A 14,651-nucleotide genomic window follows, 5' to 3' on the forward strand; every position below is an offset into this window, starting at 1 on the left:
GGGCGTAAGCAGCTATTTATTCAATAGCAGCAGAATCAGCGGGTGCCAACGGCTGCATACATCGAAACCTGGCGCCGTTTCTTGGACCAGTGGTTCCAGACGCGCCAGCCTAGCAGCGTGGCGACAATGGCGGCATAGACAAAAACTTCATTGAAGTTGTTTTTTCCGGCGCGCATCCAGAAAAAATGCAGGATGCCCAGGCCGACAATCAGGTAAACCAGCTTGTGCAGCAACTGCCAGCGCTTCGCACCCATGGCCTTGATGGCGGCATTGAAGGACGTGGCCGCCAGCGGGGTCAGCAGCAAAAAGGCCGAAAACCCCACCAGAATGAACGGTCGCTTGATGATGTCCTTGACGATGTCTGACACGTCAAAGCCCATGTCGAACCCGCTGTAGCTGAGCAGATGGACCACGACATAGAAATAGCAAAAAAGCCCCAGCATGCGCCGAAAGCGCGCCAGCGCCGGGGTTTTGCTGATGACGCGCAATGGCGTGACCGCCAGCACTATGCAGACAAACCGCAAGGTCCAGTCGCCCGTGGCGCGGATCAGCGCTTCGGCTGGATTTGCACCCAACTGGTCAGCAAAAGCCTGGTAAAAAAGCCACGCAAACGGCAGCAGGCACAGCATGAAGACCAGTGGCTTGGCGCCCGGGTGCAGCAACCATTTTTGCCGCCCCGCCATCACGGCTGCCATCAGAAGTTCTTCTTGAGGTCCATGCCGGCGTAGAGCTGTCCGACTTGCGCTTCATAGCCGTTGAACATCAGCGTCTTGCGCTTTTTGGCAAACAGCCCGTCCTCGCCAATGCGCCGCTCGGTGCCCTGGCTCCAGCGCGGGTGGTCCACCAGCGGATTGACGTTTGAGTAAAAACCGTATTCCTGCGCTGCTGCCTTGTTCCAGGCGGTGCGCGGCTCCTTGTCGGTGAAACGGATCTTGACGATGCTCTTGCCGCTCTTGAAACCGTATTTCCAGGGCACCACCATGCGCACCGGTGCGCCGTTCTGGTTGGGCAGCACCTCGCCGTACATGCCAAAGGTCAGCAGCGCCAGCGGATGCATGGCCTCGTCCAGGCGCAAGGCCTCGACGTAAGGCCATTCGAGCACGCGCGAGCCGACAAACGGCATGGTCTTGGGGTCGGCCAGCGTGATGAACTCGACATACTTGGCGCTGCCCAGCGGCTCGACCTTTTTGATCAGCTCGGACAGCGAATACCCCACCCACGGAATCACCATCGACCAGCCCTCCACACAGCGCAGGCGGTAAATGCGCTCTTCCTGCGGACTGAGCTTGAGCAGATCTTCGAGCGTGAAGCTTCTCGGGTTCTTGACCAGGCCCTCGACCGCGACCGACCAGGGTTTTACGGGCAGCGTCGCGGCATTTTTTGCCGGGTCGGCCTTGTCGGTGCCGAACTCGTAGAAGTTGTTGTAGGTGGTCGCGTCCTTGTACTCGGTGACTTTTTCCATCGTCACCGCGCCGGCAGCCGCCGATTTTCCGCCGGCCAGCGCCGCCAGCTTGCCCGGTTTGGCCACGCCTTGCGCCAGCGCATCGCGCCCGGCCCAACCGGCCAGCGCAGCACCCGCCGTTCCGCTGGCCATGAGCTTGATCAGGTCGCGCCGGCCCTGGTAGATGCCTTGCGGTGTGATGTCACTGGAAAGCGGTTGGTTGAATCCGCTGGAGTTTGTCTTGATAAGCATGAGAGTTCCTTTCAATCCTGCAATGGTTGGCTGTAGTACGCAGCAAATCCCATAAAGGATTCAATGTTAAGGACTCAACTGGCGGCTACAAGGTTCCGTAGCTGTGCAGACCCGACAGAAACATGTTGACGCCCAGAAAGGCAAAGGTGGTAACCGCCAGCCCGCCCAGCGCCCACCAGGCCGCCACCGTGCCGCGCAAGCCCTTCATGAGCCGCATGTGCAGCCAGGCAGCATAGTTGAGCCAGACGATCAAGGCCCAGGTTTCCTTCGGGTCCCAGCTCCAGTAGCCGCCCCAGGCCTCGGCGGCCCACAGGGCGCCCAGTACCGTGGCAATCGTGAAGAAGGCAAAGCCGACGGCAATCGCCTTGTACATCACGTCGTCCAGCACTTCCAGGCTCGGCAGGCGCGCGGCGATGTGCTTGCGGCCCAGCAGAATGCCGCCAGTGATCACGCCGGCCACCAGCAGGTAGCCGATCCAGTAGTTGCTGCCACCGGCTTCCAGCGGTGACTTGCGAAACACGATGGGCACGAAGCACAGCACCACGCCCAGCATCCACAAGGGGGTGAGCTTGTACCAGCGGGTTTCCTGCGCCTGCTGCTTCACGTGGTAGGACAGTGCCACCATGGCGGCCAGCGCGAACATGCCGTAGCCGATGAAGTTGGCAGGCACATGCAGCTTCATCCACCAGCTTTTCAGCGCCGGCACCAGCGGCTGGATTTCATGCGCTTCGCGAATCACGGTGTACCAGAGCAGGAAACCAACCGCGCCGCTGACCACCAGCATCACAAAAGCGCCCAGCGCCCGGGTCTTGTACTCGGCTTCAAAGTACAGGTAAAAAGCCGCCGTCATCCAGCAAAACAGCACGAACACTTCATACAGGTTGCTGACCGGAATGTGGCCGATGTCGGCGCCAATCAGGTAGCTTTCGTACCAGCGCACCAGCGTGCCGATCAGCGCCATGCCGACGCCGACCCAGGCTATTTTTGAACCCAGCGATTCGAGCGTGGCGCTGTGGCTTGATCCAACGTTGTTGGGCGTGTTGCTGGCAAACATGCCCAGCCAGTAGAAAATCGTGCTCATGAAGAACAGGACGCTCATCCACAGGATGGCCGACTGGCTGGACAGGAAATACTTGAGCCAGAACACCTGTTCGGCCCGCGCCAGGTCGCCCTGGTAAGACGTGATGCCGAGCAGCGCAAAACCGGCGACGACCATCATCAGCACGCGCAGCGGTCGCCAGAACCAGCCCATCGCAATGGTGGCAGGTATGGCGCCGAACAGAATGCCTTTTTCATAAACATCCATGTAGGCGCTGTAGCGGGCAAAGGCATACAGGAAACCGCCCGCCACCAGCACGGCAAAAACCCAGTCCAGCGCATTGCGCTTGGCGAAATAGCCTTCGTTCAGGCTCAGCGTGTTGTTGCCACGCCCTGCCGAAAGGGTGGTCGTGGTGTGGATGCTCGTCGTGGTGTTCATTGGGGCGCCTGCAACAATTTCGTTTTCAACATCTCGAATTCCTTGTCGCCGTCCATGGTTTTACGGTTGGTGGACAAGGCCATGGTGGCCTGGCTGTTTTGGGCAGATTCTGACACCGAATGCATGGCCTCGATGCCGCCTGTGGAATCGGCATTGCCGGGTGCAGGGGCAGGCTCAGACGGCGCCAGCCAGACCCATATCCGGCGCTCGCGAATGTAAAGCATGGCAAAGACACCCAGGATCAAAAAGGCACAGCCCAGGTAAACGATGGTCTTGCCTGGTGCCCGTGCCACCTGGAACACGCTGGCCTGGACCTGCTTGAAATCCTTCAGCTCAAACGCCATCGGCGCCGGGTAATGCGGCGCATCCGACAGGCTGAGCACCATCTGCGACATGAAGGCCTGCGTTTTCTCGTCCTGCGGCAAGGGCTTGAGGCCGGCCTGCTCGCGCGTCATCGAGGTCAGCTCGAACAGCACGCCGTTGAGAATCCGAACCAGGACTTCACCAGCGCGGTTGCGCTCGGCCTCGGGCACATTGGCTTCCATGAAGTCCGAAATGGCCTGCAATCCGGCGACCGGTTTCACCTTGCCGGCAGATGCGCCGGCAGCAGGAACCGAAGCCGCCTCTGATCCGGCAAACAGCGCCAGTGCACGCGAGGCCGATTCGTTCAGTTGCTGCGCGAGTTCCGGGCGGTCCGTGCCGACGGCCAGACGGGTATAGCGCCTGACTGCCAAGTCGCGCTGCGCCGGATCGGCCAGCGCGGCACGCAGGCGAACGAAGGTCGCCGTGCTGCTTTCCGGATCGGCCGGTATGCGCAGGTACTGGAAGGCGTCCACCGTGTTATCGCGCACGCCCATGAGGAACATGGGCGGGTTGTCGGGGTTGTCATCCATCTTGACCGGGAGCATGTAGTTCTGGAACTCGCGCGCCTGGCCGGCGGCATCGCGCAGCTTGTAGCTCACGCTGGGCCCGACATTGCGCAATTGCTTCTGGGTTACGGTCTTGTTGGCCGCACCCAGCCGCGTTTCAATCGCCTTGTGCAGGTCCACCTTGCGCACGTCGGCGCCCGGGCTTGACGACCTACCCGAAACGCCCGCGAAATTCTCGACATTGATGACGCGCAGAGCGGTGTATTCCAGCGTGAGCTGCTCGGCGCCTGCCCCCTGGCCGTTGGTCAGTGCGCTGCTGCCGCCAATGGTTCCCTGGATTTCAAAAGGCCGGGTGGCAGCGGACATCGGAATCGCGCTCAGCGTGACGCTGGAGCCACCGTCGTCAAAGCTGGACTGGTAAATCTCCACGCCCTTGTAGTTGGCCGGATGGTTGACCTCGACCCGCGCTGGCGTTTTCTCGCCCGTGGCCTTGTCGTGGATGACGATGTCGCTGGCAAACAGCTTGGGCATGCCGGTGGAGTAGTACTCGACACTGAATTTCTTCAACTCGACCGCAAAAGGAAGCTCCTGGAGCAGGATGCCGCCCGGCTGGTTCAGGATCGCGGTGCTCGACTGCGTGCCCTCTGCCACCAGCAGGTTGGCGCGAAAGGTCGGGTTGCGCTCGCTCAGGCGGTGCTGGGCCGGCACGTCGGCGATCAGCCCGCCGCCGGTGAAGGTGGACTTGCCGTTGAGCAGCATCTGCGCCCGCACGATCATGTCGCCATCGAGCAGGCCGCCGATGCAGATCAGCACGATGGCGCTGTGCGCGGCAATGTAGCCCAGCTTGTTGGCAGAGCCCTTTTTGGCGGCAACCATCCAGCCGGCGCTTCGCTGCTGGAGCTTGACCTTCCATCCGCTTTGCACCAGGGTCTGGCCGATGCGTCGCGCGGCTGCTTCGGGGGACTCGGCCAGACCCGCCTGCGCGCGGTGGCCAAAGGCCTTGAGGCTTTGCTCGCGAACGTCTTCCTTGAGCTGGTTGAAGTCGGCCAGGATCTTGGGCGTGTTGCGGGCGATGCACAGGGACGTGGACACCACCAGAAACGCCAGGATCAGCAGGAACCACCAGGCACTGTAAACCGTGTTCAGGCTGGCAAGGCTGAACACCTGCGCCCAGAACGGGCCGAACTGGTTGACGTAATTGCTGAGCGGCTCCTGCTGCTTGAGCACCGTGCCAATCACCGATGCGATACAGATGACAGTCAGCAGCGAAATCGAAAAGCGCATCGACGACAGCAACTCCACCGACGCGCGCAGGGTGCGCGAGCCCCAATTGACCTTCATGCCTTCGGTGGAAACTGTCATACGTGAAATTCAAAGCCTGAAGGCTTGGTGTGTGGCGTGGAAATGGAAGATAAAAACAAAAAGGCGGGCTTTCGTTTGAAAGACCCGCCTTGATGTGATTGATTAATGCGGCTTCGGTTCAATGCCGGCCAAGGATTTCTGGAGGAAACCGGCAAAAAGGGAAAACCTGCCTCGAACCATGGAAAAGCCGCAGGATCAGGGTTTTAGCGCAAGCCGGCGATGTAGTCGGCAACTGCCCGGATTTCCTTGTCATTGAGCTTGGCCGCCACCTGGGTCATCTGGATGCTGTTGGTGCGAATGCCGTCACGGAAGTACGTCAGCTGCGCAGCGGTGTATTCGGAATGCTGGCCGCTCAGGCGCGGGTATTGCGAAGGAATGCCGCGACCGGTCGGACTGTGGCAGCCTGCGCAGGCAGCGATCTGGCGGTCGGCAATGCCGCCGCGGTAGATGCGCTCGCCCAGCGTGACCAGCTCTTTTTCCTTGGCAAACCCGGGCTTGGCCTGCTTGCTGGTGGCCCAGTACGCGACGTTTTTCATGTCGGCGTCGGACAGCGTGGCGGCAAAGCCCTGCATGATGGCATTTTTACGCTTGCCGGCCTTGTATTCCTGCAACTGCTTGACCAGGTATTCTGGATGCTGCTGCGACAGCTTGGGGTAGGCCGGTGTTCCGGAGTTTCCGTCGGCGCCATGGCAGGCGGCGCATACGGCGGTGAAGGAGGCTTCTCCCTTGACCAGGTCAGGCTTGGCTGCCATGACCGGCGCCGCTGCGGCGGCTGCCGGCGCTGCATGCGCCTGGGCAGCATCCGCCGGTGCGGCTTCACCCGCGGCAAATGAAGACATGGCGGGCAAGGCCAGCAAGGCGGCCAGTAGGGAAGTAGCGAACAGCTTCATATCGGGACTTTTAATTGGTTGGCGCACAGAACTTGGGTAGAGCGGGATTTTACAATGGCTTGACGCCAGGCCCTATTATCGGGATTTGGAAAATGGCTGTTTGCCTGTCTTGCGAGCCAGCGCCTGCCTTTCCACACTTTTATTTTTCCCGGCCTGCCTTGCAACGGCAGCGCAGCCACCGACCTCCAGGGATCGCCCCATCATGACTTCTTCCGCTTCCTTGCCTCTTCCCGCCGACGCCAAGCCCGATCCCAAAATCGCCATGGGCTGGCTGCACACCGCCAAATTCCTGACCACTGCGCCCGAACTCAAGCACCTGCCGCGCATCGACGTCCCCGAAATTGCCTTCGTGGGCCGTTCCAACGCCGGCAAATCAACCTGCATCAACACCCTGACGCAGCAGCACCGGCTGGCGTTTGCGTCCAAGACGCCGGGGCGCACGCAAAGCATCAACCTGTTTTCACTGGGCAAGCAGGGCGTGACCGATGCAGTACTGGCCGATCTGCCGGGCTACGGCTATGCCGCCGTTCCCAAGGAAGCCAAGTACCGCTGGCAGCAGGTGATGGGCAATTACCTGCAGACGCGCGACAACCTGCAAGCCATCGTGCTGCTGTGCGACCCGCGCCTGGGCCTGACGGAACTCGACGAAGTGCTGCTCGACGTGATCCGGCCGCGCGTCGAGGAAGGGCTGAAATTCCTGGTGCTGCTGACCAAATCCGACAAACTCAACAAGACCGATGCCGCCAAGGCGATGCAGATCGTCAAGCTGCAGGCGGGCGGCGGCGACGTGAAGCTGTTTTCATCGCTCAAACGCCAGGGCGTCGAGGAAGTGGCCCAGCATTTATGGGACTGGGCGCATCCCAAGGAAAAGCCGGTCAAGGTGCCCAAACCAGCGCCAGAATCGCCGGCTGATGGCGAATCAGACCCCCAAGCGTCCATGCCGCCAGCGGCTGACCTGGCCTGATCGCCGGCAAGGCGTCCAGAGCGGCCGGCAGCTTCAATTTCAAGAAAATAATGGCTTTAGCGCATGCCCTGCATGTGAAACCAGCTATCAATAAAATAGCATCATGATTGAATTCAACGACTGCGCCTTGCCCCACGGCATCACCCTGTCCTGCCGCTGCACTGGCATCAGGGGCCGACCAGTGCTGATGTTCCTGCACGGATTTCCGGAAGCAGCGTTTGTCTGGGATGGCCTGCTGGAACATTTTGCGCGCCCCGAGAATGGCGGCTTTCGCTGCATCGCCCCCAACCTGCGCGGCTACGGACCGTCCAGCGCGCCCGCCGAAGTGGCCAACTACCGGCCCAAACACCTCATGCAGGACATTGCCGCGCTGATCGAGCACGAAGGCGGCCCGCTGGCTTGCCTGGTCGCGCACGACTGGGGCGGCGCCGTGGCCTGGAACCTGGCCGCCAGCGCGCCGGGCTGCATGGAAAAGCTCGCCATCATCAATTCGCCGCACCCCGGCACCTTTTTGCGCGAGCTGCAGCACTCGCCAGCGCAGCAGGCCGCCAGTGCGTACATGAATTTTTTGATCCGCCCGGATGCCGAAGCGTTGCTGGCCGAAGACGACTTTCGCCGGATGTGGGAATTTTTTACCGCCATGGGCGCAGCCGATGGCCCGCACGCCTGGCTGACCGACGCCGTCAGGGCGCAATACCGCGACATCTGGCGCGCCGGACTGACCGGGCCGCTCAGTTACTACCGCGCCTCGCCGCTGCGCCCGCCACGGCCCGGCCCACCGCACCACGACCCGGCCGCGGCCGCCGTGGTCATTGCGCGCGACAAGCTGGAAGTGCAGATGCCGACGCTGGTCATCTGGGGCCTGGGCGACACCGCTCTGCCCCCGGCCTTGCTGGACGGCCTTGAAGACTTCGTGCCGCAAATGCAGTTGCACCGTGTCGAAGGCGCCACCCACTGGATCGTGCATGAGCAGCCCGAACGGGTCATCGATTACCTGCAGGATTTTCTTCGCTGAAACAGCGACGGCATGCAGAATACTATTAAAAAAATAGCTGAAAGTGTATGTCCGTAGAGCGGAAACGCACTAAAAGGCTTAAAAAACGAGTTGCCATGGCCTAACGTCCACTCAGTACAGCGAAGGCTCGCCCTCGGGTCGTGTCTTGAACCGTTTATGCACCCAGTAATATTGCGCCGGCATGGTGGCGATGTAGCCCTGCAGCCGCGCATTCATCAGCGCGGTGTCGGCCACAGGGTCGCTGCTGGGGAAATCGGTCCAGGCAGGCAGCACCTGAACCTCATAGCCGTCAGGCGTCAGGCGCGGCAATAGCGGCACAACCTTGGCGCGTCCCAGGCGGGCAAAGCGCGACAGCGACGGCACGGTGGCGGTGGTGACGCCGTAAAATGGCACGAACACCGACTCGTCCGGACCAAAATCCATGTCAGGCAACAAATACAGCGGCTGTCCTTCGCGCAGCGCCGCGACGATGGGCTTGACGCCCTCGATGCGGCCAAACAGGCGCAAATGGCCAAAGCGCTGCCGGCCCTGCAGGATCCACTGGTCCACGAGCTTGTTCGACTGGTCGGTGTAGATCGTGGTCGAAGGCCGGGGCATGGCCAGCGCGGTGGCCGCCCAGGCCGCATCCAGGCCCACGAAATGCGGCAGAAAAATCACCGTCGCGTCATTGCCCGCAAGTTCGTGGGTGGCGCCGGTCAGCCGGACACGCTGCCGCACGCATTGTTCAGGCGCATGCCACAGCCAGGCGCGGTCCAGCCAGGCTTGAGAAAAACAGACAAAGGTCTTGATGGCCAGCTTGCGCCGCTCTGCCTTCGAAAGCGCCGGAAAGCACACCGAGAAATTCGCATGCACGACGCGCCGGCGCGCGCCGATCAGGCCATACAGCACCCAGCCCAGCATCGTTCCCAGGGCGCGCACGGCCGGCAGCGGCAACCACGCCAGCGCTTTCATGAAGGCAATGCCAACCCGCGTCATCGCATGGCCGACCGAAGCGCGAAAATTGTTCAAGCAGCGTCCTTGCGCGGTGTCTTGTAGCGCGCATAGCCCCACAGGTACTGGCCGGGCTGGCTCAGCACGATGGCCTCGATCGCGTGGTTGATGCGCGTCACCGCCTGCAGCATGTCGGGCTTTTCACCTTTTTCAACGACGTCCAGACAGGAGACGGCCGGCCATATCTTCAGGAAATAGCCCCGGCCCCGGGGCAGGCGCTCGCAGCTGACCGGCAGCAGGACCGCGCCGGTTTGCAGGGCCAGCCGGGCCGCCAGTGTCATGGTGTAGGCCGGCCGGCCAAAAAATGGCGCCCAGACGCCCCAGCCTTCAGGCGGCACCTGGTCGGTCAGCATGGCGACAGCCTGGTTGGCCTTCAGGGTCTTGTGCATGAGCCGGATGCCGCTCAGGCTGGCCGGCACGACGGTGAGGTTATGGCGGTCGCGGGCCAGGCTTTCCAGGCGGGCCAGCCAGGCCTTGCGGGCGGGCCGGTAAATGGCGGTGATCGGACCGTACAGCTCTGCCAGCGCCTGCGGCCCCAGCTCGAAACTGCCGCAGTGCGGTCCGAAAAATATCACACCCTTGCCCTGCGCAAATGCCTTGTCGGCATGCGCCTGGCCTTCGAGCCGGACATTGCCCAGGCACGACTGCGAACGCGGCCGCATCCAGAGCTTGGGCAACTCACCGACAAAACGCCCGGTCTCGGCAATCGCCGGCCGGGCGGCTTCAAACGGCAGGCCGGCTTGCGCCACGTTGGCCCGGAACTGGGCGCGGTAGCGGGCACTCAGCCACCAGACCAGCCAGCCCAGCCCCGCGCCCAGCGCGTGCAGCACCGGAAGCGGCCAGCGTGAGAAAAAACGGAATAACCAGAGCATGAAAAGGGTGCTAAAGGGCTAATGAAGCCAAAAAAGGGAGCGTCTTATAATTGCGTCTGTCGCCGAGTTACTGAACAACTTGCAGGGCGACATTAAACCAAACTGCTAAAGCGTTCGCCAAAGCACTTCCTGCTGGCAACGCGCCAGCAAAACTTATGGAGTGTACGCAATGGCGAACGATTTTCTCTTTACTTCCGAATCCGTCTCCGAAGGCCATCCCGACAAGGTTGCCGACCAGATTTCAGATGCCATCCTGGATGCCGTCTTCAAGCAGGACCCGCATGCGCGCGTTGCTGCCGAAACGCTGACCAACACCGGCCTGGTCGTGCTGGCCGGCGAGATCACTGCGCGTGAAGACGTGAATGTCGACTACATCCAGGTCGCGCGCGACACCCTCAAGCGCATTGGCTACGACAACACCGAGTACGGCATCGACTACAAGGGCTGCGCGGTCATGGTCTGCTACGACAAGCAGAGCAAGGACATTGCCCAGGGCGTGGACCATGCGAGCGACGACCACCTGAACACCGGCGCCGGCGACCAGGGCCTGATGTTCGGCTACGCCTGCGACGAGACGCCCGAGCTGATGCCCGCGCCGATTTACTACGCGCACCGCCTGGTCGAGCGCCAGTCGCAGTTGCGAAAGGACGGCCGCCTGCCGTTTTTGAGGCCTGACGCCAAGAGCCAGGTGACGATGCGCTATGTCGATGGCAAGCCGCACAGCATCGACACCGTGGTGCTGTCCACCCAGCATAGCCCCGACCAGAGCGAGACGGCGCACAAGATGAAGGCCTCTTTTATCGAAGCCGTGATCGAAGAGATCATCAAGCCGGTGTTGCCCAAGGAGTGGCTGCAAAATACCCGCTACCTGATCAACCCGACCGGCCGCTTTGTCATCGGCGGCCCGCAGGGCGACTGCGGCCTGACCGGGCGCAAGATCATCGTTGACACCTACGGCGGCGCCTGCCCCCACGGTGGCGGCGCCTTCAGCGGCAAGGACCCGAGCAAGGTGGACCGCTCGGCGGCCTACGCGGCGCGCTACGTGGCCAAGAACATTGTGGCCGCCGGCCTGGCCCGGCAATGCCAGATCCAGGTGGCTTATGCGATTGGCGTGGCCAAACCGATGAATGTGACGGTTTATACCGAAGGCACCGGCGTCATTCCGGACAGCCAGATTGCAGAACTGATCAAGGCGCATTTCGACCTGCGCCCGAACGGCATCATCCGGATGCTGGACCTGCTGCGCCCCATTTATGAAAAGACCGCCGCTTACGGCCACTTTGGCCGCGACGAGCCTGAATTCACCTGGGAACGCACCGACAAGGCAGCGATTTTGCGCAACGCCGCCGGCCTGTGAAGCCATCTCTTTGGCCGGGTCCTGTGGGGGCTGGCCAAAGAGGAGCACCGGATCAATGGCTTGCAGTTCCCGACAAGCGATCAGAAAAACGGTGTTTTTTTGCGTCCTTGCTCAAGGCCGCACGTGGTTTGCGTCAATCTCAGGGCAAAAACACCCATGAGACGCTGGCGCTATCCCCGGGTGTAAGGCGAGTCCGGAATGAACTTGCTTTTGGTGCCCTGAAGTTCAGCGGCAGGTTCTGCATCGGGCTGCGGAACGGGGACGGTCTTGTTGGTTCCCTCAAACCCGAAGTCCTTGCCTCGGCGCTTGGGGCCTGCATCAGGTGAAGGGTTGGCTTTTTGCGCCCCTTGCGGGTCGTGGGCATCTGGTGAATCAGGCGTTTTGGCCATGTCCGGCACTCCGTCAGGTAATGAAATGACTGCTTTCCATGCGTGCCAGCGGCAAGCTGTCGCATGCTGGCGAGTGCATCACGGCGCTACTCCTTTCGACGGTAAACGGCCAGCGGCTGGGCAACCTGCCAATGGCGGGCCTTTCGCTGCGTACCGGAAAATTTGAAACCGAGATCGGCGCGCTGGAATCGCCAAGGCACGAGCTATCTTTGGGCATGGTGAATTCTTGCTCAAGAGTCAACAGAAATTCACTTTAGGCCAGCGTTTTCCGGTCTTCCATCGGAATGCAAGGAAATGACTGTAGGACACGCGGCATGTCATGCTCATCCATTCCCTAGAAGCGACGGCAAGCCGGCAGTTCAAGGCTGGGAAAGAACTGCATTCACGCCCGCGTACCCGAGCTGCACAAAGTCGGCTGCATGTTCAACATGCACGCCTTCTGCATCGGCAAGTGCCTGCACATCGGCCCATTGCAGTGCACGATAGGTCGGCATCCGGTTGACACCGGTGAGCCCTTCATTCGGCGCGGTGGGCGCTACCGTGATGCGCAATCGGGTGTCACCGGCCTCGCCTTCAACGCTGATCACCACGCTGGCCGGTTGCTCGAACGTATCGGTCAGGGCGATCAGGCTGGCTGTGAGCACGCTGCGAAGCATTCCCTTGGGCAGCTTGGCAACGGCCTGTGTCGCCTGGTTGTCCAGCGAAAACCCGCGAAACGAAAGCTCGGTCGCCATCAGGCCAAGGGATTCCTCGACTGCGCTGTTCACCGCGATCAGTTCGTTGTCCTTGGGCGCCAGCCAGGTCATCAGGTTCAGCGACGTGGCGGCGGCTTCCCGCGACAAGGTGGTCAATGCCTGGCTGTTCTTGACCAGCTGGGCCATGTCGGGCGCGACGCCCTTGAGCCGCCTTTCCAGCATGGCCGACATCATGCCGATTGGCTGAAGCGTCCCCGCAAGGTTGTGGCGGATGGCCGGCAGCAGCCGGCGCATGAGTGCATAGCGGGCCGCCTCGGCAAGACGTTCTTTCAGATGGGGAATTTCGCTGGACATAAGGGAAAGGCAGAAAGTGTCAATAAATCATGAACACGGGATCTGCGTGGGACACCATGCCATGGCGCAAACCGTCCGGCAAAGGCGCCTTGGCCGCAGGCATTACGGGCCGAATAATAGCAGTGGCCGGGAGCCTGGCTACCTGTCAGTTCACAGGCAGACACATGAATTAAACAGGCACCCCTTGAAAACAGGCATGAATGCCCCTATTATTAGCACTCGATGGTGTGGAGTGCTAACAGCATCACACACCGCCCAATCGACAGGCAGTTGCTGTTCAGCGGCTGCACTTGAATTCCAAAAACCATTGTTAAAAACAAGGAGCTTTTCATGAATCTTCGTCCTTTGCACGACCGCGTGATTGTCAAACGCGTGGAAAACGAAACCAAAACCGCTTCCGGCATCGTCATTCCTGATAGCGCTGCTGAAAAGCCGGATCAAGGCGAAGTGCTGGCTGTGGGCCCAGGCAAGAAAAATGACAAGGGCGAGCTTGGCGCCATGGCCGTCAAGGTCGGTGATCGCGTGCTGTTCGGCAAGTACAGCGGCCAGACCGTCAAGGTTGACGGCGATGAATTGCTGGTCATGAAAGAAGAAGACCTGTTTGCAGTGGTCGAGAAGTAATCTTTTACGCTCTTCGATATTGCTACTTATTTAATAGCTGCCTAGGCACGCCGGACGTGCGTAAGCAGCCTATTTCATTCATAAATCTTAAGGAATCCGAATCATGGCATCAAAAGACGTAATTTTCGGCGGCGAAGCCCGCGCACGCATGGTCGAGGGTGTGAACATCCTGGCCAATGCCGTTAAAGTGACCCTGGGCCCTAAAGGCCGCAATGTGGTGCTGGAGCGCTCGTTCGGCGCCCCTACCGTGACCAAGGACGGTGTGTCCGTGGCCAAGGAAATCGAACTGAAAGACAAGCTGCAGAACATGGGCGCGCAGATGGTCAAGGAAGTCGCTTCCAAGACGTCTGACATCGCTGGTGATGGCACCACCACGGCCACCGTGCTGGCACAAGCCATCGTTCACGAAGGCATGAAGTACGTGGCTGCGGGCATGAACCCGATGGACCTGAAGCGCGGCATCGACAAGGCTGTTGCGGCTTTGGTTGAAGAGCTGAAGAAAGCTTCCAAAGCCACCACCACTTCCAAGGAAATTGCACAGGTCGGTTCGATCTCTGCCAACTCCGACGAAACCATCGGCAAGATCATCGCTGACGCGATGGACAAGGTCGGCAAGGAAGGCGTCATCACCGTTGAAGACGGCAAGTCACTCGACAGCGAACTCGACGTCGTCGAAGGCATGCAGTTTGACCGCGGCTACCTCAGCCCGTACTTCATCAACAACCCTGAAAAGCAGTCCGCACTGCTGGACAACCCGTTTGTGCTGCTCTACGACAAGAAGATCAGCAACATCCGTGACCTGCTCCCTACCCTGGAACAAGTCGCCAAGGCTGGCCGTCCGCTGTTGATCATTGCCGAAGAAGTCGAGGGCGAAGCCCTGGCCACTCTGGTCGTGAACACGCTGCGTGGCATCCTGAAGGTTGTGGCTGTCAAGGCCCCTGGTTTCGGCGACCGCCGCAAGGCCATGCTGGAAGACATCGCTGTCCTGACCGGCGGCAAGGTCATCGCTGAAGAAGTCGGCATGTCGCTCGAAAAAGTGACGCTGGCTGACCTCGGCCAGGCCAAGCGCATCGAAGTGGGCAAGGAAAACACCATCATCATCG

Annotated in this window: 15 protein-coding genes; 6 read left to right on the forward strand and 9 right to left on the reverse strand. The window is 60.8% G+C overall.

Features of this window, described 5'->3' with window-relative positions; genetic code table 11:
- Positions 1-35: 35 nt before the first annotated feature.
- From GZ092_RS08575 to GZ092_RS08595, 5 genes are all read right to left on the reverse strand, one after another.
- The gene (locus tag GZ092_RS08575) at positions 36-695 is read right to left on the reverse strand and encodes a protein-methionine-sulfoxide reductase heme-binding subunit MsrQ (protein WP_293635967.1); all 660 of its coding nucleotides are present in this window, start codon (positions 693-695) and stop codon (positions 36-38) included.
- Positions 695-1,693 carry a protein-methionine-sulfoxide reductase catalytic subunit MsrP gene (msrP, locus tag GZ092_RS08580; RefSeq protein ID WP_293635968.1) on the reverse strand — a complete coding sequence of 333 codons (999 nt, stop codon included), beginning with the start codon at positions 1,691-1,693 and terminating at the stop codon, positions 695-697. Before msrP ends, GZ092_RS08575 begins: the two co-directional genes overlap by 1 nt.
- A gap of 85 nt (positions 1,694-1,778) precedes the next feature.
- Positions 1,779-3,170: a c-type cytochrome biogenesis protein CcsB gene (gene ccsB, locus GZ092_RS08585; RefSeq protein ID WP_293635969.1), complete on the reverse strand. Its 1,392-nt coding sequence runs from the start codon at positions 3,168-3,170 to the stop codon at positions 1,779-1,781.
- Positions 3,167-5,401, reverse strand: coding sequence for a cytochrome c biogenesis protein ResB (locus GZ092_RS08590; protein ID WP_293635970.1), 2,235 nt, complete (start codon positions 5,399-5,401; stop codon positions 3,167-3,169). Before GZ092_RS08590 ends, ccsB begins: the two co-directional genes overlap by 4 nt.
- Before the next feature lie 203 nt (positions 5,402-5,604).
- Positions 5,605-6,291: a c-type cytochrome gene (locus tag GZ092_RS08595; RefSeq protein WP_293635971.1), complete on the reverse strand. Its 687-nt coding sequence runs from the start codon at positions 6,289-6,291 to the stop codon at positions 5,605-5,607.
- Between the two features lie 202 nt (positions 6,292-6,493).
- Between GZ092_RS08595 and yihA the strand changes: the two genes are divergently transcribed.
- Positions 6,494-7,255: a ribosome biogenesis GTP-binding protein YihA/YsxC gene (gene yihA, locus GZ092_RS08600; protein WP_293635972.1), complete on the forward strand. Its 762-nt coding sequence runs from the start codon at positions 6,494-6,496 to the stop codon at positions 7,253-7,255.
- Positions 7,256-7,358: 103 nt separating this feature from the next.
- Positions 7,359-8,270, forward strand: a complete 912-nt coding sequence (locus GZ092_RS08605; protein WP_293635973.1) for an alpha/beta fold hydrolase — start codon at positions 7,359-7,361, stop codon at positions 8,268-8,270.
- 111 nt (positions 8,271-8,381) lie between these two features.
- Here GZ092_RS08605 and GZ092_RS08610 read toward each other — a convergent pair whose 3' ends face one another.
- Together GZ092_RS08610 and GZ092_RS08615 are read right to left on the reverse strand one after the other, a co-directional pair.
- On the reverse strand, positions 8,382-9,245 hold the full coding sequence (locus GZ092_RS08610) for a lipid A biosynthesis acyltransferase (RefSeq protein WP_293635991.1): 864 nt from the start codon (positions 9,243-9,245) through the stop codon (positions 8,382-8,384).
- Between the two features lie 29 nt (positions 9,246-9,274).
- Positions 9,275-10,132: a lysophospholipid acyltransferase family protein gene (locus GZ092_RS08615; RefSeq protein WP_293635974.1), complete on the reverse strand. Its 858-nt coding sequence runs from the start codon at positions 10,130-10,132 to the stop codon at positions 9,275-9,277.
- Positions 10,133-10,301: 169 nt separating this feature from the next.
- Between GZ092_RS08615 and metK the strand changes: the two genes are divergently transcribed.
- On the forward strand, positions 10,302-11,489 hold the full coding sequence (metK, locus tag GZ092_RS08620; RefSeq protein ID WP_293635975.1) for a methionine adenosyltransferase: 1,188 nt from the start codon (positions 10,302-10,304) through the stop codon (positions 11,487-11,489).
- A 170-nt stretch (positions 11,490-11,659) separates the two neighbouring features.
- Here the strand turns inward: metK and GZ092_RS08625 are convergent, their stop codons facing one another.
- Positions 11,660-11,878 carry a hypothetical protein gene (locus GZ092_RS08625; protein ID WP_293635976.1) on the reverse strand — a complete coding sequence of 73 codons (219 nt, stop codon included), beginning with the start codon at positions 11,876-11,878 and terminating at the stop codon, positions 11,660-11,662.
- Positions 11,879-11,916: 38 nt separating this feature from the next.
- Here GZ092_RS08625 and GZ092_RS08630 point away from each other — a divergent pair, with 38 nt between their 5' ends.
- The gene (locus GZ092_RS08630) at positions 11,917-12,135 is read left to right on the forward strand and encodes a hypothetical protein (RefSeq protein WP_293635977.1); all 219 of its coding nucleotides are present in this window, start codon (positions 11,917-11,919) and stop codon (positions 12,133-12,135) included.
- Positions 12,136-12,237: 102 nt separating this feature from the next.
- Here GZ092_RS08630 and GZ092_RS08635 read toward each other — a convergent pair whose 3' ends face one another.
- The gene (locus GZ092_RS08635) at positions 12,238-12,927 is read right to left on the reverse strand and encodes a hypothetical protein (RefSeq protein ID WP_293635978.1); all 690 of its coding nucleotides are present in this window, start codon (positions 12,925-12,927) and stop codon (positions 12,238-12,240) included.
- A 330-nt stretch (positions 12,928-13,257) separates the two neighbouring features.
- On the opposite strand from GZ092_RS08635, the gene groES reads away from it, so the two are divergent.
- Together groES and groEL are read left to right on the forward strand one after the other, a co-directional pair.
- Entirely contained in the window at positions 13,258-13,548 is a 291-nt protein-coding gene (gene groES, locus GZ092_RS08640) for a co-chaperone GroES (protein ID WP_011800072.1), read from the forward strand.
- A gap of 103 nt (positions 13,549-13,651) precedes the next feature.
- The coding region (groEL, locus tag GZ092_RS08645) for a chaperonin GroEL (RefSeq protein WP_293635979.1) at positions 13,652-14,651 on the forward strand (1,000 nt) is incomplete at its 3' end.

This window comes from Polaromonas sp., assembly GCF_010365105.1.
Classification (GTDB): Bacteria; Pseudomonadota; Gammaproteobacteria; order Burkholderiales; family Burkholderiaceae_C; genus Polaromonas.